This is a genomic window from Photorhabdus sp. CRCIA-P01, from assembly GCF_003545805.1.
Taxonomy (GTDB): Bacteria; Pseudomonadota; Gammaproteobacteria; order Enterobacterales; family Enterobacteriaceae; genus Photorhabdus; species Photorhabdus antumapuensis.
Map to the genome: position 1 here is coordinate 1 of NZ_NMQR01000046.1, position 20284 is coordinate 20284.

General features: G+C 48.4%; 19 protein-coding genes and 1 pseudogene. 4 read left to right on the forward strand and 16 right to left on the reverse strand.

Annotated features, from left to right (window positions below):
* From D3222_RS19640 to D3222_RS19700, 15 genes are all read right to left on the reverse strand, one after another.
* Positions 1–885, reverse strand: an 885-nt coding sequence (locus tag D3222_RS19640) for a type VI secretion system Vgr family protein (RefSeq protein WP_232832598.1), incomplete at its 3' end; no start/stop codon positions are given.
* A 12-nt stretch (positions 886–897) separates the two neighbouring features.
* Positions 898–3561: a type VI secretion system ATPase TssH gene (gene tssH / locus D3222_RS19645; protein ID WP_118987643.1), complete on the reverse strand. Its 2664-nt coding sequence runs from the start codon at positions 3559–3561 to the stop codon at positions 898–900.
* Between the two features lie 239 nt (positions 3562–3800).
* Entirely contained in the window at positions 3801–4292 is a 492-nt protein-coding gene (locus tag D3222_RS19650) for an Hcp family type VI secretion system effector (protein ID WP_118987644.1), read from the reverse strand.
* A gap of 81 nt (positions 4293–4373) precedes the next feature.
* Positions 4374–5795, reverse strand: coding sequence for an OmpA family protein (locus tag D3222_RS19655; protein WP_232832599.1), 1422 nt, complete (start codon positions 5793–5795; stop codon positions 4374–4376).
* Between the two features lie 70 nt (positions 5796–5865).
* Positions 5866–6027 (reverse strand): hypothetical protein, encoded by a 162-nt coding sequence (locus tag D3222_RS26190; protein WP_232832600.1) that lies wholly within the window; start codon positions 6025–6027, stop codon positions 5866–5868.
* A gap of 15 nt (positions 6028–6042) precedes the next feature.
* Positions 6043–6693 (reverse strand): type VI secretion system protein TssL, short form, encoded by a 651-nt coding sequence (gene tssL, locus D3222_RS19660; protein ID WP_118987646.1) that lies wholly within the window; start codon positions 6691–6693, stop codon positions 6043–6045.
* Positions 6690–8048, reverse strand: a complete 1359-nt coding sequence (tssK, locus tag D3222_RS19665) for a type VI secretion system baseplate subunit TssK (RefSeq protein WP_198672879.1) — start codon at positions 8046–8048, stop codon at positions 6690–6692. Before tssK ends, tssL begins: the two co-directional genes overlap by 4 nt.
* Positions 8049–8053: 5 nt before the next feature.
* Complete coding sequence (gene tssC, locus D3222_RS19670) at positions 8054–9586, reverse strand: type VI secretion system contractile sheath large subunit (RefSeq protein ID WP_118987648.1); 1533 nt, start codon at positions 9584–9586, stop codon at positions 8054–8056.
* Between the two features lie 41 nt (positions 9587–9627).
* Positions 9628–10158: a type VI secretion system contractile sheath small subunit gene (gene tssB, locus D3222_RS19675; RefSeq protein ID WP_118987649.1), complete on the reverse strand. Its 531-nt coding sequence runs from the start codon at positions 10156–10158 to the stop codon at positions 9628–9630.
* Between the two features lie 8 nt (positions 10159–10166).
* Complete coding sequence (locus D3222_RS26495) at positions 10167–10298, reverse strand: hypothetical protein (RefSeq protein ID WP_255417046.1); 132 nt, start codon at positions 10296–10298, stop codon at positions 10167–10169.
* A gap of 801 nt (positions 10299–11099) precedes the next feature.
* Positions 11100–11849 (reverse strand): creatininase family protein, encoded by a 750-nt coding sequence (locus D3222_RS19680; protein WP_118987650.1) that lies wholly within the window; start codon positions 11847–11849, stop codon positions 11100–11102.
* Between the two features lie 17 nt (positions 11850–11866).
* Positions 11867–12736, reverse strand: a complete 870-nt coding sequence (locus D3222_RS19685; protein ID WP_118987651.1) for a dihydroorotate dehydrogenase — start codon at positions 12734–12736, stop codon at positions 11867–11869.
* Between the two features lie 90 nt (positions 12737–12826).
* Positions 12827–13330, reverse strand: a complete 504-nt coding sequence (locus tag D3222_RS19690) for a hypothetical protein (RefSeq protein WP_118987652.1) — start codon at positions 13328–13330, stop codon at positions 12827–12829.
* A gap of 129 nt (positions 13331–13459) precedes the next feature.
* Complete coding sequence (locus tag D3222_RS19695) at positions 13460–15208, reverse strand: aminotransferase class III-fold pyridoxal phosphate-dependent enzyme (protein WP_118987653.1); 1749 nt, start codon at positions 15206–15208, stop codon at positions 13460–13462.
* Positions 15209–15370: 162 nt separating this feature from the next.
* The gene (locus tag D3222_RS19700; RefSeq protein ID WP_118987654.1) at positions 15371–16771 is read right to left on the reverse strand and encodes a condensation domain-containing protein; all 1401 of its coding nucleotides are present in this window, start codon (positions 16769–16771) and stop codon (positions 15371–15373) included.
* A 648-nt stretch (positions 16772–17419) separates the two neighbouring features.
* Here D3222_RS19700 and D3222_RS19705 point away from each other — a divergent pair.
* Positions 17420–17581 (forward strand): annotated as a pseudogene (locus D3222_RS19705) (IS4 family transposase); the annotation flags it as partial.
* A 125-nt stretch (positions 17582–17706) separates the two neighbouring features.
* Here D3222_RS19705 and D3222_RS19710 read toward each other — a convergent pair.
* Positions 17707–18759, reverse strand: a complete 1053-nt coding sequence (locus tag D3222_RS19710; protein ID WP_118987656.1) for a LacI family DNA-binding transcriptional regulator — start codon at positions 18757–18759, stop codon at positions 17707–17709.
* Positions 18760–19093: 334 nt separating this feature from the next.
* On the opposite strand from D3222_RS19710, the gene D3222_RS25160 reads away from it, so the two are divergent.
* The 3 genes from D3222_RS25160 to D3222_RS19720 all read left to right on the forward strand — a co-directional run bounded on the left by D3222_RS25160 (position 19094) and on the right by D3222_RS19720 (position 20274).
* A complete protein-coding gene (locus tag D3222_RS25160) occupies positions 19094–19252 on the forward strand; it encodes a hypothetical protein (protein WP_157975375.1) in 159 nt (52 codons plus the stop codon).
* Positions 19253–19611: 359 nt separating this feature from the next.
* Positions 19612–19899 carry a hypothetical protein gene (locus tag D3222_RS19715; protein ID WP_157975376.1) on the forward strand — a complete coding sequence of 96 codons (288 nt, stop codon included), beginning with the start codon at positions 19612–19614 and terminating at the stop codon, positions 19897–19899.
* A 99-nt stretch (positions 19900–19998) separates the two neighbouring features.
* Positions 19999–20274, forward strand: a complete 276-nt coding sequence (locus tag D3222_RS19720; RefSeq protein WP_118987658.1) for a hypothetical protein — start codon at positions 19999–20001, stop codon at positions 20272–20274.
* The last annotated feature ends 10 nt before the right edge of the window (positions 20275–20284 follow it).

The window sequence follows — 20284 nt, forward strand, 5'->3', positions numbered from 1 at the left end:
TTCCGGGGCGGGCTGGATCTGTTCTCCCTTGGTCAGAACGTTATCGCCATAGCGATACACTTCACCAATCACGGTAGTATCCCGATCCCGGCCGACCTGATATTGCAGGTCATTGCCCGCTTCCCGGTAGTTGTAGTCCCGCACCTTCACCCTTTGCGTGACCACCCGATGTTCAACGTGCAAATCCCACACCGAATCACGGTCGTTGTGATTCATGCCCGCCGGGTCACGTAACGGTAAACGCACGTCGTACTGATAATTGCGCTGGTTATCCCCAAACCGCACCACGTCAATCCCCAGACGGCCGTCCATCTCGAAGCGATACCACATCCCCACTTCCGCTAAAATACGCTGGATAAAATCCAGATCACTCTCCTGCCACTGCACCACCAGTTCCCGCCGGGGATATTCCCGCACCAGGGTGAACAGAAAATCCTGGCCCCGAAAACCGTGGCGGTCACGCAGGATCTTTTCCACCATTTCCGGGACTGACTGGTGCTGGTAAATCGCACAGCGTCGGGTATGGTGCAACAACGCCAGACGCGGCTCCAGACAGACCTGATAGCGYGTTTCATCCGCCGAGGTGGCAAGCCGGTTAAACCGGGTGATGACGCCGTGTACTTTACGCACCTGCTCCGGGTTTTCCGGCGCCTGCAAGATAAACGTGGCCGATTTGTTCAATATCACCGCCGGATCGATATCCCTGTTCGGGCTGGTGAAATCAATGGTGTAGCAATACGGGGCGCACAGGCGCTCTTCGCCGGTGAAGCTGAACACCTCCAGTTCGGCATTGCAGCGCCGGATTTCAAGCCGGTAACGGGCATGACCCGGCAACACGGGTTTACTCGCCTGAAGCTGACGGGCACGCAGCATTTTTCTATCCATCAATAGTTTTCCTCAGATATCAGATACCGCAGTTTGCTCGGTGAAAGAGAGGGTGATCCCCTCTTCCTGATCGAAACCTAACGTCACCTCGGCAGGTTTATAATGGTGTGCCAGACGTTCCAACAACGCCTGCGATAACACCGGTAAAATTTGCTGGCTGAGCAGGCTGTCAATATTGCGGGCGCTACTGTCCGGTAGCAGGCAGGCATTTACCAATGTGTCACAAAGGCCACTTTCCACCGTGCAGGTCAGGCCATAATGGGTATGCAGACGCCGGGTGACCTGCCTCAGTTTGATGTCCACGATGCGCCTGAGTGCCTCCGCCGATAACGGGCGGTAAATGACGGTCTGGAAACGCGCCAGCAGGGCCGGCTGGAAGTGGTCGCGCAGAATAGGATGTAACAACTCATGTAACAGTGCGGGCGGGGCATCGGGCTGTTGGGCCAATAGCGCCATCAGCGGATCACTGCCCAGATTGGCAGTCATTAATATCACCGTGTGACGAAAATCAATCTCGCGCCCTTCACCGTCCCGCATAAAACCGCGATCAAACACCTGATAGAATAGGTTCAACACGTCATGGTGGGCTTTTTCCACTTCATCCAGCAACACGACACTGTAAGGACGCTGGCGTACCGCTTCCGTCAGGATACCCCCCTGCCCGTAACCCACATACCCCGGGGGAGAACCTTTCAACTGGGAAACCGTGTGTGCCTCCTGGTATTCCGACAGGTTAATGGTGATCAGTGAACGCTCGCCACCAAACAGGCTATCCGCTAAGGCCAGCGCGGTTTCGGTTTTCCCGACCCCGCTCGGCCCAACCAGCAGAAACACCCCCAACGGCCCCTGTTCCGGGGTCAGGCCAGTTTTCGCCGCCCGGAGACGTTGGGCGATGGCCCGCAACGCAGGAGCCTGACCGATAACCCGTTCCGCTAAATGCTGCTCCAGATGCAACAGGTCGGTTTGTTCGTCTTTCAGCAAACTGCTTAAGGGAATACCGGTCCAGTCGGCCACCACTGTCGCTACGGTGCGCACATCCACATCCAGTGATAGCAACGGTTGCCCCTGTTGACAGGCTGCCAGCCGCTGTTGTAATGCGGCTAACTCCCCCTGCCGGCTGATGTCCTGCCGAATAGCCAGTAACTGTTGTGTGAGCTGTTTTTCCTGTTGGTACTGTTCCTCCCGTTGTTGTTGCCGCTGGCACAGCTCACCGTGCCGCACCGCAATCTGGGCCAGACGATCAGAACAAGCAGGCTGCCCCAACGCCCTATCTTCCGCTATCGCCTGTTGCTCCACCTCCAGTGCAGTCAACTGAGCCCGGAGCAGCGTCAACGCTTCCGGTACGGTGTCCAAACTCATCCGCACCCGCGCACTGGCGGTGTCTAGCAGATCCACCGCTTTATCCGGCAGCTGGCGCCCGGTCAGGTAACGGCGGGATAAAGTGACCGCCGCTTTAACCGCGGCGTCCTGAATATGGACACCATGATGACGGGCATAATGCGCTTTCAGGCCCCGCAGCATCAGGCAGGCGGTTTCATCGTCCGGCTCGTCCACTTTGATCATCTGGAAACGCCGTTCCAGTGCCGCATCCCGTTCAAAATACTGTTTGTATTCCGACCAGGTAGTGGCGGCAAGGGTGCGTAATGTTCCCCGCGCCAGCGCCGGTTTTAACAGGTTAGCGGCATCCGCGCCGCCCGCCTGATTACCGGTACCAATCAGCGTATGGGCTTCATCAATAAACAGTAAAATCGGGGTCGGTGACTGTTGTACCGCCGCCATCACATTTTTCAGCCGCTGTTCAAATTCGCCTTTTACCCCGGCTCCCGCCTGCAACAACCCCAGATCCAGCGCCCGCACGCTGACGGTTTTCAGGCTGGCGGGGACATGGCCTTCGGCAATACGTAGGGCCAATCCTTCCACCAGAGCCGTTTTTCCCACTCCCGGTTCACCGACCAGGATCGGGTTGTTTTTACGCCGGCGCGACAGAATGTCGATCATCTGGCGGATTTCACTGTCACGGCCAAACACCGGATCGATGTGACCCTCTGCCGCCCGGGCCGTGATATCCTGCGTGAATTGGTCCAGAGCGCCCTGTAATGCCGGGGGTAAGGATGCGGTCTGTCGGGCTGATTCATCGGTGCCCATTTCCGCTCCGGCAAATTCGGCGCCGCTCTCGGTCAGACCCGCCATGGCCTGTCTTTCCGGACGTTCCTCTGATTGTTGATCCAGCAACGGGCGCAGGCGTTGCAGCTGAGTCTCACTCAGGCTGAGTAACGGCCAGGTATCCTGAGCACGCCACCACACCGGCTGATTGCACAGCGCCTGCAACAGGTGCACCGAGCGAATAGAGACCGGATCTTCTTCCCGCGACGCAATCAGCCAGGCCGCCTGTAACCAATGACACAAGGCTTTCGACAACCGTGGGCGCTGATGAAGGCGGTGAGGCAGCCGATCAATCGTCGTGAGCAGCGACTGCCACAGCGCGTCCATCGCCCATTCATAACGCCGGGCAATCACGACCATATCGCCTTCACCACTTTCAAACAGTTTGAGCAGCCAGTGTTCCACCGTGATCTCAGCCTGTGCCCGTGTCTGGCAGAGCGCCGCCGCCGCGTCCAACGCCCGAGCGCAATAGGGATTTAAGCGACGCAATAATGCAGTAGAGACTGTATCCATATAAAGTTCCGGTCATATCATGAGGTCAGGCCACCTTCAAGCAGGGGATCACGTTTCGCCATAGCTACCGCACGGCTGAGACGCCTCCGTGATTTCTTGCTCAAACTGTGCCCGTTCCCGGGTAAAAAGTTGTCTGGTGGGGTCTCCCACCGGATTTTGTATTGAACAGGCGCCGCAATAATGCCGCGCCTGTCAGGTTAAATGGCGGCTATCCCGTCGGCATAGCCGCCGTCAGGGCATTACGCCTGATTGCGCTCATTCCACGCATCGGAGTGAATGATGTTGCCGTCTTTGTACGTCCAGGTAATTTTTTCGTAGCGGAACTCCACACGTTCCAGATGGTTGTGTTTCTCTTTGGCCGGATCTTTGATGTCATGCATCAGCGGCGCTACTTTCACCACCTTCACGTTGTCCAGTTTAGTGGTGAAATATTCTTTCTCCTGACCGGCGTCATCAATTTGATACCACTTGATTTCCGCCGATTTCAGGGTCTGGCCGGAGGTGACCGCTTTATACAAATACGGGGTGGATGCATCGACTTCTTTGGTGAACACGAGCGGCGCATGCACGCGGGTTCCGGTCAGCTTGCCCGTGTTGTTGTCCGTCGGAATATGCAGCGCATGTTCCAGCGCCACGATTTCAATGCTGCCTTCACGATGCTGCACATCGACAGACCCTTTGATGTCGGCACCGCCGTCATCTTTCAACCATAAATAAGCGGGGATCGCCATAATAGGACTCCTGTTGTTGCTATGTGATGTCGCCTGCACCGGCGACGTTGTTGTTGATAAAAAGCCTGGCACTTGTTGCCGTCACCGACAGGCGACGGCGCCCGGTACCAGACGGATTTCAACTCTGCGGTTGGCTGTACGCCCCGCAGGTGTTGAATTGGTGGCGATCGGCTGTGTTGCGCCCTCGCCTTGTACGACGACACACGCGGGTGGTATATCACTGGTATGTAAGATCCAGTCGCGTACCGCGTCTGCCCGCGCCAGTGACAGCGCCTGATTTTTCGCGGCATCGCCGGTAGAGTCGGTATGGCCGGTGATCATAAGCAGCCAGCCCGGTTTAGCGCGGATGTGGATCAGCGCGTTGATTAAGACTTTGGTCGAACCGGCCTTAAGGCGAGACTGGCCAACATCAAACAGTGACAGACTGTTAAGGCTCAATGTCTGCGGCCGCGTTTTATCTCTCTGCGGCAAAACAGGCGGTGATACCGGTAACACTATACGGTTGATAGCCGCCATCAGCGGCGCATAAAGCTGATCGCCCACGTAAAGCCCCAACCCCAAACGCACCGGTTCGCCATCACGACGGTATTTTTCCAGCAATGCCGCGTTAAGCTTGAGTTGGTGGTAAGCCTGCCGTCGGGCACCAACCTCTTTCATACCAATCGCGTGATACTGTTGTAAGTCACTGCGTATTTGGCGCCACAAGCGATAGTTATTCCAGGCGCTGGCGGTCAATGCCAGACAAACAAACCCGGTCAGCAAGCCTATCCCCCAAGCCAACGCACGCCGGCGCGGTGTATAACCCCCATAACGTGGCAACAAGCGCAACAGAGAATCGGGAAAAGGCGAGACACTCACCGCACCCGCGGTACTGTGGCTGATACGGGGTAAGGTCGTACGGGCGAGCAGCCATTTCGTCCACAGGTTGTTTACCTGCGGGGTTTGGGGCAAAAACATCAATGCCATCGCGAGGGGATAACACGGCGGGCTGGCCTGCTCCGGTGATTGGCACTCGCTCAGCACGTTTTCCACCATCCAACGTTGCCAGGCCGCAACCGCAACCGCCTGTTGTAAACGGTCGGCGCGTTGGTGTGCCTCCCCTTCGGCCAACCAGATATTCATTCCCATCGCGGCCTGTTTCTCGTGCCATACCGTCATCATCGGGCGATCTGCCTGCAATTCGAACCACGGGCTGATATCCCCATCAAGGTAGCCCGCAATGAACGCCGGTGTATGACAAGTGGTGAGTTGGGCCACATTCGCCACCTGATAACGAAACGCCCGGATCTGGGCCGTCATAACCGCCTGATCCCGTTGCTGTTCAGGGAAGAGGGTTAATAACACACTGATCTGCGTGCCCCAGTCCGGTCTGGCCGCCATAATCGCTTCCGCCAGCGCACTCATCTCACTTTGCCGCAGTACACAGATAAAACAGCCCTGTGACGTGACGCGCAGCGGTTCTCCTGCAAACAGGCTGGCCACATTCTCCCCGCAAGTCAGCACCACAGGCTGACGCCATGAGGGCGCGGGCAGTGCCGCCAGCAAACGACAAACCGTCTCCTGACGGGACATTTCACGCACAGCGCGTCCAGTCTGCCACCAGGCAATCATCGCGACCATCAGGATCACACCCAGCCACACGGCAACCGATACCTTGCTCAGCGGGAAGAAAAACCGGCACAGCACCGCCGCCAAAACGCAAGCCAAAAGCCATAGCGCTCTTCTTAATTCGCAACTCAATGTGTTCTCCTTAGCCTGGCCCAACAGATAGGCATTGCTGAAGATAGAGATGCAGGCCCCACCACATCAAAGCTACCACGAGCACAGCCTGACACCCCCAAAACCCCAAGGAGCGTGAACGCCAGAATCGACCCTGACAACGGCGCGCATGGGTTCGGATCGCCTGATGCGGTTGCACCACCATTTCCCCCGCACGCTCAGTCAATGCCGCCAGTAAAGACTGGCGTTCCTGGGCAATCTGTACGCTATCACCGCCCTGAAAACCCAGTGCCAATACGCGCTGGAAACAAGTCAGGACCAACGGAGAGGGGTGTGATTGATTCAGCACCTGACGGATACGTTCAAACAGCCGCTCCCCGGCATGGTGGGTATTAAAAAATCGCGTCTGCAACAGCGTCTTCGACCAAGTTTCATGCCCACCATCCCGGTCAGGACGGCTCAGGACGGCTTCATCCAGCAAGGCACATAAGGCATAGATCACCTGGGTGACGTTCTCTTCGCTCACCTCGCTGTCTCTTAATTGCTGCTGTGCCGTTTCTATCAATTCAATCCCTTTTTGATATAACGCCTCGCCCTGCACTGACTTATCACCGTTTTTCAGCGCAATTACCACTATCCCGATATCAAGCATCAGGGGATCAATTGACATCACTTTGTTCATGAGCGTAATACCGCAAACAGTTCTAACTGAACACCCGACAAGGTTCCCGGTACGTAGAAAGCACAGCTCCCCGCCGCCAGCATGGCTTTAGCCAGCGGATTATTCAGATCGAAAGCAAAATACTGGTTTTCCAACCGCAGCGGGACTGCCGCCGGCACATGGCTTAGCGGACGTAAAGGCACACCGCTCAGTGAGCGGTTAATCAGCCGGTCAATATCATCTGGCGCCCCCACTTTACATAGTTGCGGAAACTGGGTTTGCAACTGGTGTGCCGGTATCGACGATCGCACGGAGAGATAGAAATCGGCCTCTTCGCACAGGCGTCTATCATGAAACGAGGCTTTCCACTGATTCTCGCGCACGACGTCCAGTTCAATGGCAATGACTCGGGATGGTAAGCTGGCTTCAAGCAAGGTGCTGATAAGCCGCATCAGCGGCGGGAAAACCGCACTCAATTGATGGTGTTGATAACGGGGGATCGCGTCGAGATCATGCTCCAATGAGAAGGTCAGCAACGCGCCCGCCAGCTTGACCAGCTCACGGTAGATGATCTCCGGATGTAATGCAGGCCCAGCCCTAAAATCATTCAGCACGGGTTCATAGCTGTTAAGCGCATTTAACAACCAGAATAGCGACACATCAGCCACGGCGAAGTCGGCCATCCGTTGATTACTCTCACGGCGCATCCCCATTAAACGAGCACGCTTAGCCCGTAGCTGAGTCAGCAAGAGATCGAGCTGTTCCAACAGGGGCGGATGCGCAGCAAAAGAGAGCAACGGCGGAATAAAGTCGTTATCCATCGTCCAGCCTGCTTGCCCGTCACGTACCAAACGCGCCAGCGGACAGGTCAAATAAGCCCCATTTTCATCATGCTCAAAACGCAGGGAAAAGGCGTAGCGCTCAACCGCCATGGACTCACAGAGACTGCCGTATCTATCCTGTACTTCAACCCACTCCTGTTGATAACGTAGCGGCGGTTGCTCCGGCGCGACTTCTTCACTACGCTGACGGCAGTTCCCGCCGTTGGCATGTTCCAGCGGTAATGCCAGTAATACCTCAACCGTACGCAAATCCGCCGGCACAACGAGCTGCAAATCGCAGGCCGCAGGCAGGTTGTCAGCATGATCCGTGTCAATCAACGTTCCGTCCGGTAAACGGATCCTAAGATGCTGAATTTTGAGCCGATTGAAGCGCAGGGCATCCTGATCAAACTGAATCTCCAGCACCCCCCAAGGATGGATCAACCCCAAGTGTGCAATGCAATTGTTGGTCAGCGCTTCCCAGTTCGCTTGTTGCTGAAATTGTTGAGGGGTCAAAAAGGCGTCCTCAATCCAGAGCGGGCGTGAAATTTTCATGATGTTTACCCTTTGGCTTTCGGCATCTGAGAAACCAGGGACAGATTAACGTCCAGTCCCTCGACCTGAAAATGCGGCACCGCATACAGCCTGACCCGGAAGAACCCCGGATTGTCATCAATATCTTCAACAATCACCCGCGCTTCACGTAGCGGATGAGAGGCTTGCAAATCGTCGGACGGATCGGTCATCTCCGTCACCAGCGTGTTGATCCAGTGGTTCAGCTCGATTTCAAGCAGACGCCGATCCTTGGTGGTGCCAATGTTCTCCCGCTGGATCAGCTTCAGGTAATGGGCAATACGGGACAGCAGGAAGATATACGGCAGACGGGCATTGATACGGCTGTTGGCCGTGGCTTCACCCGTGTCGTACACCGCCGGTTTCTGCGTTGAGTTAGCCGAGAAGAAACAGGCGTAATCGCGGTTTTTGTAGTAAGAGAGCGGAATAAAGCCCAGATTAGCGAATTCAAACTCGCGGGTTTCCGGGATCATCACTTCCGAGGGAATTTTAATCTGACCGCCGGTTCCCAGATCGTAAAGGTGGATCGGCAAGTCAGTCACCGCGCCGCCAGCCTTTGGCCCGCGGATCTGGACACACCAGCCATTGTTGACAAAGCTTTTCATCATGTTGGCCGCGAACGCAAACGCGGCATTGGTCCACAAATATTTATGGTGATCCGGCCCTTTCACCTGCTCGACATAATTAAACGTTCGCACCGGCACGGTATCCGGGCCATACGGCAGACGCCCCAGCACCCGCGGTAATGTCAGGCCGATATAACGGGCATCGTCGCTGTCACGGAAGGATTTCCACTTGATGTATTCGGCCCGGTCAAAGTAGTTACCGATGTCTTTAATGGCCGCGACTTCCGCCATCGTGTCTTTGCCGAAAAACGCCGGCCCGGCGGCGGCAATAAAGGGCATATGCGCCGCCGCGGCCACTTTGGCAATGTTCCGTAACAGGGCAATATCCTGCGCCCCGGCACCAAATTCATAATTGGCAATCACCGATCCAATCGGCTCACCACCCGGTGTATCGTATTCCTGAATGTAAGTATGGCGATAGAAACCGCTTTGGATAATTTCCGGCGCGTCGTCAAAATCCTGCTGCAAATCCTCCTGAGTCACATCCAGCACTTCAATTCTGACGTTCTGGCGAAAATCGGTCCGGTCAACCAGAAATTTCAGGCCCCGCCAGGCCGATTCCACCTGCTGGAATGCCGGGTGATGTAGCACCACATCCAGTTGACGGCTGATTTGACTGTCCAGCGCACCGATATGATGATCCAACAAGGTTTTGTCCAGCCGCTTAACTTTTTGAGCCGATGCTTTCAGCAGCGTCAGAAAAACGCTGACCGCCGCAGTCACGCGCTCATCCGTCGTCACATCGGCCAGGGCATCGTTGTTTTGAAAGCGGTCGATGTCGCCCAGTTGTTCGACCGGCTGTAAATTAATTTTTTCAAACAACGCGGAATAAATCCCGCCTTCACTGTGGTTTGTGGTGGTCACCGCCGCAGTAGTTTGCTCTTGTACCGTCATTCATCTCTCCTGACTTAAATTTTGTGAAAACAGGTTGATAATCAGTCTGCCTGCGGGGCCAGCGCCGCCAGCTCTGCCCGTAATTCGTCGCTCAGCAGGTCATCCTGTAGGATATGTTCCAACTCCCGGCGAAAAGTGGCATTGTCGAGCAGGTTAGATTTCAGGTCGCGTAACAAATTACGCATCGCCAGCAATGCCCGCAGTGGGGGAATTTGGCGGGCGACGTGCTCCGGCTCGAAATCTTTTATTTGTCGGAAAGCCAGCGCGATATTCGTCTCACTTCCGTCGCCGGCCAGGGTATTTTCGACCGTCAGATTCATCGTGGGGCTAAATTCAGCCAGTACCCGGTCAAAATTGTTTTTGTTGATATCCACCTTTTCTCTTTCCGAGAGGGGACGCTGTTCCTGCCCATTACTGTAATCGCCCATCACCAATAATTTCAGCGGTAACTCGACTTTTTTCCGCGCCCCGCCAGTGTGTAAATCTAATTTGATATTAATACGTGATTTAGGGATTTCGTTTTGAAAACTCTGTGCCACAAGCGGCTCCTCAATAATAAAAAAGAACTCCATAACCTGAGTCAGGTCATAATGAATTTCAGGAAGGTAAAACCGGTTTCAGGTATTTCAGGACAGGCAGTTAACCGAGCAGAAAATAAGAGAACACCGACAAGACCACCACCATAAATAAAGATATTTACCGGGCAGGCCATTTCCTAACCAGGGTGATTTTCTAAACTGTCTTTTAAAAAAGCAAGACATTTTTTTAAAAAAAGCACTTTTTGTTTAGCGTTTATCAGAGAGAAAACTCGCCAAATGGGATAGACAGCAGACAATATATTAACAAAACCTAAACGAGATGATATTTTATGCAAAAAAAGATAGTATTTATTTTCATAAAGTGATAGCGACTTATCTGTTTTGTTATCATCAGGGTAATTCAGCGCGATAGAGATCGGTTATATTTTTTAAATTTATACTATTTTTCAATTAACTAAATAATCAATAAATCATGCTTGATGGGATGGGTAAAAAAGAGAATGGTTATCAGTCATATTATGCGAATGAGAATACATTTAATTAAGCAACGTCATATCGATTATATTATGGGATAACTTATTTATTAATTATAGCTTTTATAGAATAGATAAGTATGAAAATGAAAAAATCCTATCCTGTGAGATAAAACCGGGATATTTTTTTGATGATGGATACGATGATTTATTTTCGGGTACACAATTATAATAACGCTCCTGGTTTTCCTATCCGGAAATCATTTTGCTGTATTAAGCTCAACTTTCCTTAGTGCGCCCGATACAGAGTGGACGCACTAAGTGTAATGACTCGCGTTTGAAATCCGGTGGGCTCGCATTTATCCCGTTTTACAGAAAACCGCGCCTTATAGCCTCACCCAGAAAGACGAGGTTTTAAGGCGCACTTGATAATATGAAAGCAATAAACTTTTCCCCAGTAGCCAGGGCAAAACCGAAAAGGCGCAGCGATATTACGACTGATTAATCCGCAGTAACCAGTTCCAGTATTTGCTGCCTGACATGCTCGAAAATGAGTTCACCTATCTCCGCACTCGAACCTGATGTTTTAGAAAGAACCCCTCTCGTTGAAAATTCTTTTTTAATTGGTACTTGATAGATCCCGGCACGTGGAGGTTTATCGTGATCAGGTCGCTCCGCTCTCACTAAATCTGGACGCAAATGCAACATTAAACTCGTTTCTGTTAACCCTGCATGCTCAGCGTGCCAACCGGGAAAATCAACTAAATGTTCATGCGTCCAGTCATCAGAGACCAAACTCCACCAGCTAAATACGATAACGGAACGATCATTAAAATGCCCCTCCGCCCGTAATGCGTCTACCGCTTCGAAAATAAAACCCTCATTCTCAAAATGACCGTTAATGATCACCAGTTGCTTAAAGGGTAATGAGCATAAACTCTTAATTGTTCGGTTGATATAAGCGGTAAATGTTGATCCATCCAGATAAATCGTGCCGGGAAATTCAAGCCCACCCCCACTTTGTGGCAATGATCTGGCAGACACAGGCTGTACCGGCAAGGTGAATCCACTAATATCCTCCGCCAACACACGGGCAAAGGCTTCCGGGATAACTGAATCCACATTCAACGGCAGATGAGGCCCATGCTGTTCAATCCCGCCAATCGGCCATATCAACGTTTTACCTTCAACCTCGGCTAAGACCTGCTCACTGGTCAGCTCCGCAAATTCTCTAATTTGATTATTATTCATGATTTTATCCCTTTTTCTCACACCTTTTCCGACGTCGTGACTTGAGTATATTCATGAACAATGCGCCGCAATGTTTTATACATATGTCGATGAAGCGCGGTATAAACTTGCACTGTATTTGCACCGGCCAGCATGTATTCATGAACATCATTACCATCCTGTACACCTCCCGAACCCAGTATTGGAATCGTTAACCCTCGCTTACGCAGGTTATAGATCGCGGCAAGCACCAGTGGTTTAATCCCTGGCCCAGAGTATCCGCAAACCCCATTAAGCAGCGCTTCACCATTCGCTGTGTCGAACGCAATTCCTGAAATGGTATCACTCAAAGTTATCGCATCGGCACCACCGTCCACGGCGGCTTGAACACGCCCATACAAATTATCGCCAAGCGAGAGTTTGACCGCAAAAGGGGTGTCCGTTCGCTCTTTCACCGCTTTGGTGTAGTTGAATACACGTTCTGGTGTATCTCCCGTGAAGTCATCCGCATGCAAGCATGAAATGCCCAACTCCAAAGGAGCATCGGTTACTTCTGAGATCCGAGCAGCCAACGAACCTAACGCCACAGGCGATTCAGCATGGATAGAAACTATCACCGGAAGTTGCTCATCCTTAAATTCACGGAGAAGCGTTAACCAATAATCAACGGTTTTTTTCGAATACGTCGTATTATTCAACATCCCTGTACTGAACAAATAGGTCTTTTCTGTATGCAATTTTTCTGAGCGCGGGTAAATCGTTTTGGTCACGACCGCCCCCGCGCCGTGAGCGATAAACTGGCGAATATTTTTAGCTTGATCAGAAAGCAAACCCGACCCAACAATAATTGGGTTTTTTATCTTCATACCTAAAACATCATAGGTTGGTTCAATAACTCGATTTTCCATCGTCACTCCACAAATTACCCCATTCAAGCAAACTCGCTATTAACCCGCCTTTCAATTCAATAGAAAGGCGGTATATCCTCAAAAAGATGATCAATAGCTATTCAACTGCTCAACTGCAAAATTCCTGAAAATCTCGCCAATCTGTCCCGGATTTTGACGAAAATCGTGAATATCCAATTTCGACAAATTGCAAATATGCTCCAATCCCTTTAACAAATGACTACCACCATTCACAATCGGTAGTTGAGTGATCAACAAGACGGGCCGTTTCAGAGCAGAGGCCCAACCAAGTTCAATATGTGTACCGTCAGTACGCAGTAATTCATCACCTTGATGAACCGGAAGAATGGGCATGAAAAAATCACACTGCTGCATCCATTGGAAATCCCGTTTCGATACCATATCTGGCGTATAACTGGGTGTATCAATGCCAAATTTCTCAGTCAAATGCGCCGAAAATACATTACCATTCAGTGCTTTCACCGTCTTAATCGCCAGTTGGATAGTCGTTCTCAACTCCTCATGAAAACCGTTATCACAAATTGCAAATTGAATCGGCCCGCCAATGAAAACACTTTTATTCGCCAACGGCATAACGTTCCCCTTAATTTTCATTACTCAACAGACTATGAGCCGTCGTTTCAGAGCATCGAACTCAGCACAGCCAGAAGATAGGATGCTTAATAATTCAATCAGTTATTGCTCACAACAGGCCAATTTGATCTAGCTATATCGAGGAAGCAGGTTGTTTTCCTCAAGTTCATCCAAGCTATCTACAAATGCCAAATAAACTTTTTCCAGATGAGTGTCATCATGTGCATCGGATATAAACCAGCAACGCCATTCCCAGATATAAACCCCTCTCATCAACAGGTTGTAGTAAAGCAAATCCATGTTGTCGCGATGCATTAATCTAAAAAATGAGGAAAATGATCTTGCCTCGATGGGAACCCGACGGCTTAAGAACAGTTGGTTCAAACGTGAAACAAACGATTCAGTACGCTGAGTCAGTGCCTTGGTAAACGTTTCCCCTCTCCTCTTGATCTCCTGCAAAGTGGCTTTCGCAGCGGTCATGCAAAGCGGATGTTGAAAATAGGTCCCACCAAAGAATGTCGGCTCTGCTGCGGGGAAGCTATCATCGTTGAAATTCCAGTTTCCACCGTCAATCGAATCAAGCATATGCTTCCTACCCGTAATGACGCCCAGAGGCATTCCACCCCCTATCGTTTTGCCATAGGTCACAATATCCGCCTCAATGCCGAATAACCCTTGGACACCTGCGGGATGAGATCTGAAACCTGTCACGATTTCGTCAAATATCAGCAGAATATCTAACTCCCTGGTCACTTGACGCAAACGTCGCAAATAATCTGGATTGCTCAATCCTGGGTCACGCGTTGGTACAGGTTCTACCAGCACTGCGGCGATATTGGCTCTATTCGTTTTGAGAAACTCAACGGCCTCATTGGAGCCAAATCCAAACACCGAAACATCGGCAACCATATTTTCAGGTATGCCCACCGAAACGGGTTTTGTCGCATTAGTTTCATCATATTCACCCGCTCTAGCCAGTACGGCATCCCAATGCCCGTGGTAACTGCTAGAAAAGAGCACAATATGATTACGGCGAGTGAGCGCCCGTGCTGCCCGAACCGCATTCATCACCGCTTCCGTTCCACTATTGACAAAAGCAACGCGATCCATGCCGGTAATCTCTTTGATCAGTTCAGCCACTTCCAAGCCTATCTCATGCAGGGTTCCCAAACCAAAACTGTTGTCTATTTGCTGAGTAAGCGCTTTAACTACAAAGGGGGGACTATGACCAAACAAATGCGCACCGAATCCCATCGTCATATCAATGTAATCATTACCATCAATATCCTGGACGATAGGCCCTGCAAACTTGGTGCAGACAATCGGGTAAAGTAGCTCTTTTATGGAGGGTTTAAATCCAATTCCAGAACGGCTATCTGCAATATTTTTACGTACCGCTACCGAATGAATTTTTGATTTAATCGTTCGCTCGTTATATTTAGATATAAATGAAGCCAGATACTTTTTTCTCTCCTCAGATTCAATCGATGGTGCACTTCTTGACATCCATTGGAAAAAGCGTTCTTTCTTAGCCGGTGAAATATTTGACGTATCGGGTTGATCAAGCCTTTTTTCTTGATCAGCCAAGACAAGTTGGGGCTGCATTACTGCATAGTTATCTTCCACAACATTATTTTTATCCGCCATCAAGATATATTCACTGAGTTGATGAACCGTTTGTAATTCTGCGAAAAATTGCCGTACTGAAAGTTTTATACCAAATCGTTTGTCGATGGACTCCAATGCTTTGAATAATAGAGATGATTCCGCTCCCAATTCAACTAATGGTATTTCCAGCTTTATCTCTTCTTTCGGTAAACCAAATGTCTCTGCAAAAATAGAGATTATTTCTCTCTGAATAATTTCAATATTATTCATATCAACCTCACTTTCCTCAAAATGAAGACGATCTCTACCGGTTTTACAGCTCAGATTGCCGTTCTTTCAAATGGATAAGTTGGAAGCAAGAGCCGTTTACGATATTCACTCTATAAAAATAACGGGTCCAGGTTTATCTCTCCTTCAATGCTTTTCTTACATTCAACGTTTTCTGACGTCGCGCTTGGGTTGGTTTATCCGAACTCCTGATTTTGGCGCCAACAAAGTATTAATCTCTTTATCAGGATCTGCCATCAGCATTTCAACCGCCAGTTTGAAGCGCTCTGCAAATATCTGAAGACCTGACTGTGAGAAAAAATGTTTGTCCCCTTTAAGCTCACATCTTAATTGGGAACCGGCATCCACAAATAACAGTTCAATATCAATCTGGCCTTCCTGCTGACAAACCCTGTATGGGGAAATAGTCCGTCCCGCCCATGATACCTGAGCAGAATCGTCAGCCATCTCCAGTGCCAACCAACGCGATTGCCCTACATGCCCTAGCATATTCACCATAGCCTGAAACAATGGGTTACGACCATCATTTCGTTCCACAGCCAAGTGTTCAACCATTTGGCTAAGACAAAAATTTCGATTATCAAGGGCCGATAACAATCGCTCCTTCACTGCCAATAGAAAGTGGTGAAATGTCTGATCGACGGATAAACGTATGGGTAATACATTAAACAAACAGCCGATAATGTGCTGATGAACCGAGTGACGCATCGACACCGGCACCCCCATAACGATATCAGCAGTTTTTGTCTCTCTGGCGATGTAAGCACTCCATGCGGCCAACATGACCGTAAAGACCGATCCACCTATTTTTGAAGCGAGCCGCTTGATTTTTTTAGTTGTCTCTTCACCAATACTAAACAGGACGGATGACTTGTCATTAGAGCCTTTGCGCCAAAAACTATCCCATTGCAACACGGTTGGCGGCTGCTTTAAACATTCACTCCAATAAGCTTTCGATTCCTCCGCCGCTTCACTTTGGTAATACTCTCGTTCTTTGACAGCATAATCCTTAAAATCCTCATCGGGCGGTAACCAGGAATTGTCATCTTCTCCAAGTCCAGCCAAATAATAGTGTTCAAGCTGATCCAACATCAGCCCCAGTGAAGTAAAATCCGACACAATATGGTGAACACACATATGTAAAACGTATTCTTCCGCACTGACGACGTAGATACCGAAACGCAGACACGATGCTTTTTCTAATTGAAAAGGGATGGAATGAAAGTTCTGAACTGCATCTTCAAGCGCCTCCTGATTCAAGTTCGTTGCATCGAAAACCTCCAATGCCGGCGGCAAGTGTTCATTAATGACCAACTTTGGCTCGCCATTCACATTAACGAAAGTACTTCGCAAGGTAGCATTCTTGGAAACGAGCTGGTTGACCGCATAGCGAAAAGCATCGATTTGAAACGATCCGTGAATACGGAATGCCATGGAAATATTATATTTGGAATCGCCAGGGGTATAATTGTCAATGAACCATAAAGCGCTTTGCTGCATGGACAGCAATTCTTCATCACCAATCTGTGGGCAATCTTTATACATAACGTGTCAAGCTCCATAAATACTTAAACAGTATCCCCACCCTCTGGCTAAACCAGCCTCGTTACCGAGAGGGCAAAGTTTGTGCTTGGTGTTACTCCATCAGCCAACGGCTCGTCAGAAATAGCGCTTCAACCAATCAGCAACGATGATGATCCAGAGAAAAGGTTGTGCTCTACTTATGCAACCATAAAAAACGAAGAATGGCGGATATACCATTGATAACTAGAATAAAATGGCTATTAAACTCCAGATTCTCCAATCATTTCCAACCAAAGATCCATTACTTTTGACTACCAGAGAAAGCGAACATGCAGAGTAAAAAAACGGGAATTGATAGCCCGGCTGGCTACCCCGCATGGAATGATAATTAGCGTCATTTACTAAGGTACTAAAAACACAGTGACGATTTTAAAAGTAGCAATAAAAAAAGAAACCTCCACGAATCAATCCAAATATTTGAGCTGGACCAAAATAATTAATACATTATTACTATTAAATAAGTAATCTGGTTGTAGCGAGCCGCTTCATTAAAAGGCTTTATTTATGATCTGATAATTGTCGCCAAACAAAATACCGAGATCAGAGAATAAAGCCGATGACAATTATCTCCACAAAACTTCAGTTAATGCCATTCTTCAGTCACCCTTTTTCAGGGAACCAAAATCCCACACCCACTGGACAGGTTTTGCGACCGGCCAGAAAGCGATAGCGGAAGGGCTCATCTGGGCAAGTCTGCTGGCGTTGATAGTCCGGCGCAGTCTGGCGAGGCAGTTTTTGCCTTCAGTTTCCTTTCTTAAGGCCGCCAAAAATGCGTTGAAGGTGCCCCACGGAAAATCCAATAAAAATAATGGGTTGTAGGGTATTTTCGAGAGACTTAATGCTTAAGGTTCAGTGTATGAGTCGTCCCTAAATCAATAGCTATGATATTCATCAGGCTAACATCTCTTTTTTTCTAATAAATTGCGTACAGAACCCCTGGCAACCAAAGTGGGCGCAGTAGAAAAAAAGCGTGTTTCAGTACGCCCATTTAATAACGTTGATTGCAAAATATTAATATGGTTTTCCGCCATTTTGTCTTTAGGCAGGTGTATGGTTGTCAGAGGCGGCATGGAAAAAGCAGAAATTGGGTTATCATCGAATCCAATCACACTGATATCGTCTGGTATTCTAAAATGATATTGTATAGCTGCTTTGTATACTCCGTAGGCCAGAATATCGTCAAAAGTTAACACCCCGGTTATAGGGACACTGAAGGTATTTTTGTCGTGATCCCATAATTCTTGAATAACCTGAAATCCGTTTGTAATAGATGAATGTGTTGTTTTCACCATATCCTTGTTGAACGGAATGCCATATTCGTTGTAAGCCTGTTCGATCCCTAAGACAAACTCTCTGCTCGTAGGAAATGATAATGACTCTGTGATCACCAGACAGTTTCTATGTCCGTTTGACAGCATTTCCCTCGCGGCAAGATAACCACCATGCGCGTAATCAACATGGACATGGTGACAATTCATTGTTTCATAATGAACACCCTGAAGGGTGAGGCGGTTGGACATCTTTGATAACAGACGTAAATTATCGGGGTTCATAGATGTCGGCTCGAGAATAATAAAATCCACTTGTCTGGACAGGACGGTCAATATATTGGCACGCTCTGTATTTTCATTGAACTGCGAATCAAAAATCATGGTGGTATATCCATGCTCCGCCATCTGGGTTAGGATCTTACAGAAAATGTAGGCCAATACAGGGTTTTCAATATCGCTGAAAATAACAGCAACAGTTTTGGTAGAATGGCTGCGAAGCCCCTTTGCAAGTGAATTGGGCATATAACCCATCTCGTTTGCTTTATTTAAAACCAATCGTCGGGTTTCTTCTTTAATAGCAGGATCGTTGTTCAGTGCTTTCGAAACTGTTGAAAACGAAATATTTAATTCTTTGGCAATAGATTTAATCGTAACAGGCTTGTTAGCTTCATATGTCATTACTGGTATATCCTTTTCCTCTAATAAAGGAGGAATAACACAGGTGTTGTTGATTGATTTGAGAGTAAAATATATTTACAACGTTGTCAATTTCACAATTTCATCACACTAATGCCTAGTTAACGTTCATTAAATGGTCAATACCTTTCTTTTTTGGTGAACAGCTGTGTGTGGTTTTAACAATATTAGTATCTTTGCTGATTAAAAGTGAGAACAATTAGGTGTAGCTGCTTGCAATAAAACAGGGGGTAAATGAAAAACGGTTCTACAAGGAAATGATCCGACAAGCTGATTTTGAGTACCATCGTCATTTGGACAACTTGGAGAAATAATTATGCCTAATTACAAAGAATTGCTAACGCAAGAAAGCCCGGAAATGCGGGCACGTGTAATTGAACAGGCGAGAGAGCACAAAAACGGTGGGGCATTCTTGCCCATATTGACGCCGGATAGATTGATAGATTTAAGCAAGCCCAACATTCATCAAAATTAGTGTTGCAAAAACGAGGGTGACCATAGATTTTTATGCTTTCCAATTAAAGAACGTAGTTAAAACATTCTGTTTATTAATGCTGCCAAAAAAATGGAACGCTATCACAAAAAGCAGATTTTGTTATCAGACTGTAAACTTCCTGCTTGACTAATGATGACCTTTATTTAAAACTTAGAGTTATAACGTTTGAATTTCTGGAGATTGACTCTCATCATATAGAATATTTCCGATATAACGGTCAATTAACCGGATCAAAATCTGGAAATTACACATGAAAAGTCAGGAAACTGATACTTTTTAAAAACAGCAGTACCTATTTTTTTAACTTAAAAATTACAACGTTTGAAATGGATTTTATGATGAAAATATCATGTTCGAACCTAATGTTGCCGGGGAATTATTTAACTGAACAGGCCAACCTGTTGTACAAATGGGGCTACGATGGCATTGCTCTATTTATGAATTATTGCCAATGGAACGAAGAGTTACATGAAGAAGTTCTGAATTTAAGGGAAAGTACGGGCATTATTCCGTGTGAATTTTCCTTTACCGATGAGATTTACGGACATTTAATGAGTGACAATAACCGTTTGCTTCCTGGCTATGGCGCCATTGACTGGCAGGCGGGTTTTAATGCGTTAATATAATGGTTTTCTCAATCTGGAATGTAGTACCTATGGAGAGCCATCTAAAACATTACCTGAGACCGCAATATTTTTGAAGAAAATGTTGAATTAGGGGATTTTGTGAAGCGTGTTTTTGAAATCAGTAAACCATTTTTTGAAATGAGTCCTAAAGCTTATTTGTTCGGAAAAGACGCAATAGCACTGTTAGTAGAGGCTGACAAACTCTGTGAAAAATATGGGGTTGATATTATTTTTTCTGCTCAATACACAGACATAGCGCCAATTTCCAGTGCGACCAAGAATATAAAAGTGTTTGCGCAGCATATTGATCCTATCTATCCAGGAAATCGAGAAAATAACCTTAAACTGTTTCCCATAATACACAATAGATTATAAAAATTGAAAA

Coding starts and splice junctions, on each gene's coding strand:
- D3222_RS19695 (WP_118987653.1), bottom strand. CDS start 15,208: ATGAATAATATTGAAATTATTCAGAGAGAAATAATCTCTATTTTTGCA.
- D3222_RS19715 (WP_157975376.1), top strand. CDS start 19,612: ATGAAAATATCATGTTCGAACCTAATGTTGCCGGGGAATTATTTAACT.
- tssH (WP_118987643.1), bottom strand. CDS start 3,561: ATGGATACAGTCTCTACTGCATTATTGCGTCGCTTAAATCCCTATTGC.
- D3222_RS19710 (WP_118987656.1), bottom strand. CDS start 18,759: ATGACATATGAAGCTAACAAGCCTGTTACGATTAAATCTATTGCCAAA.
- tssK (WP_198672879.1), bottom strand. CDS start 8,048: ATGAAAATTTCACGCCCGCTCTGGATTGAGGACGCCTTTTTGACCCCT.
- D3222_RS19680 (WP_118987650.1), bottom strand. CDS start 11,849: ATGAATAATAATCAAATTAGAGAATTTGCGGAGCTGACCAGTGAGCAG.
- tssB (WP_118987649.1), bottom strand. CDS start 10,158: ATGGAGTTCTTTTTTATTATTGAGGAGCCGCTTGTGGCACAGAGTTTT.
- D3222_RS25160 (WP_157975375.1), top strand. CDS start 19,094: ATGCCTAATTACAAAGAATTGCTAACGCAAGAAAGCCCGGAAATGCGG.
- D3222_RS19685 (WP_118987651.1), bottom strand. CDS start 12,736: ATGGAAAATCGAGTTATTGAACCAACCTATGATGTTTTAGGTATGAAG.
- tssL (WP_118987646.1), bottom strand. CDS start 6,693: ATGAACAAAGTGATGTCAATTGATCCCCTGATGCTTGATATCGGGATA.
- tssC (WP_118987648.1), bottom strand. CDS start 9,586: ATGACGGTACAAGAGCAAACTACTGCGGCGGTGACCACCACAAACCAC.
- D3222_RS19700 (WP_118987654.1), bottom strand. CDS start 16,771: ATGTATAAAGATTGCCCACAGATTGGTGATGAAGAATTGCTGTCCATG.
- D3222_RS19650 (WP_118987644.1), bottom strand. CDS start 4,292: ATGGCGATCCCCGCTTATTTATGGTTGAAAGATGACGGCGGTGCCGAC.
- D3222_RS26495 (WP_255417046.1), bottom strand. CDS start 10,298: ATGGCCTGCCCGGTAAATATCTTTATTTATGGTGGTGGTCTTGTCGGT.
- D3222_RS19690 (WP_118987652.1), bottom strand. CDS start 13,330: ATGCCGTTGGCGAATAAAAGTGTTTTCATTGGCGGGCCGATTCAATTT.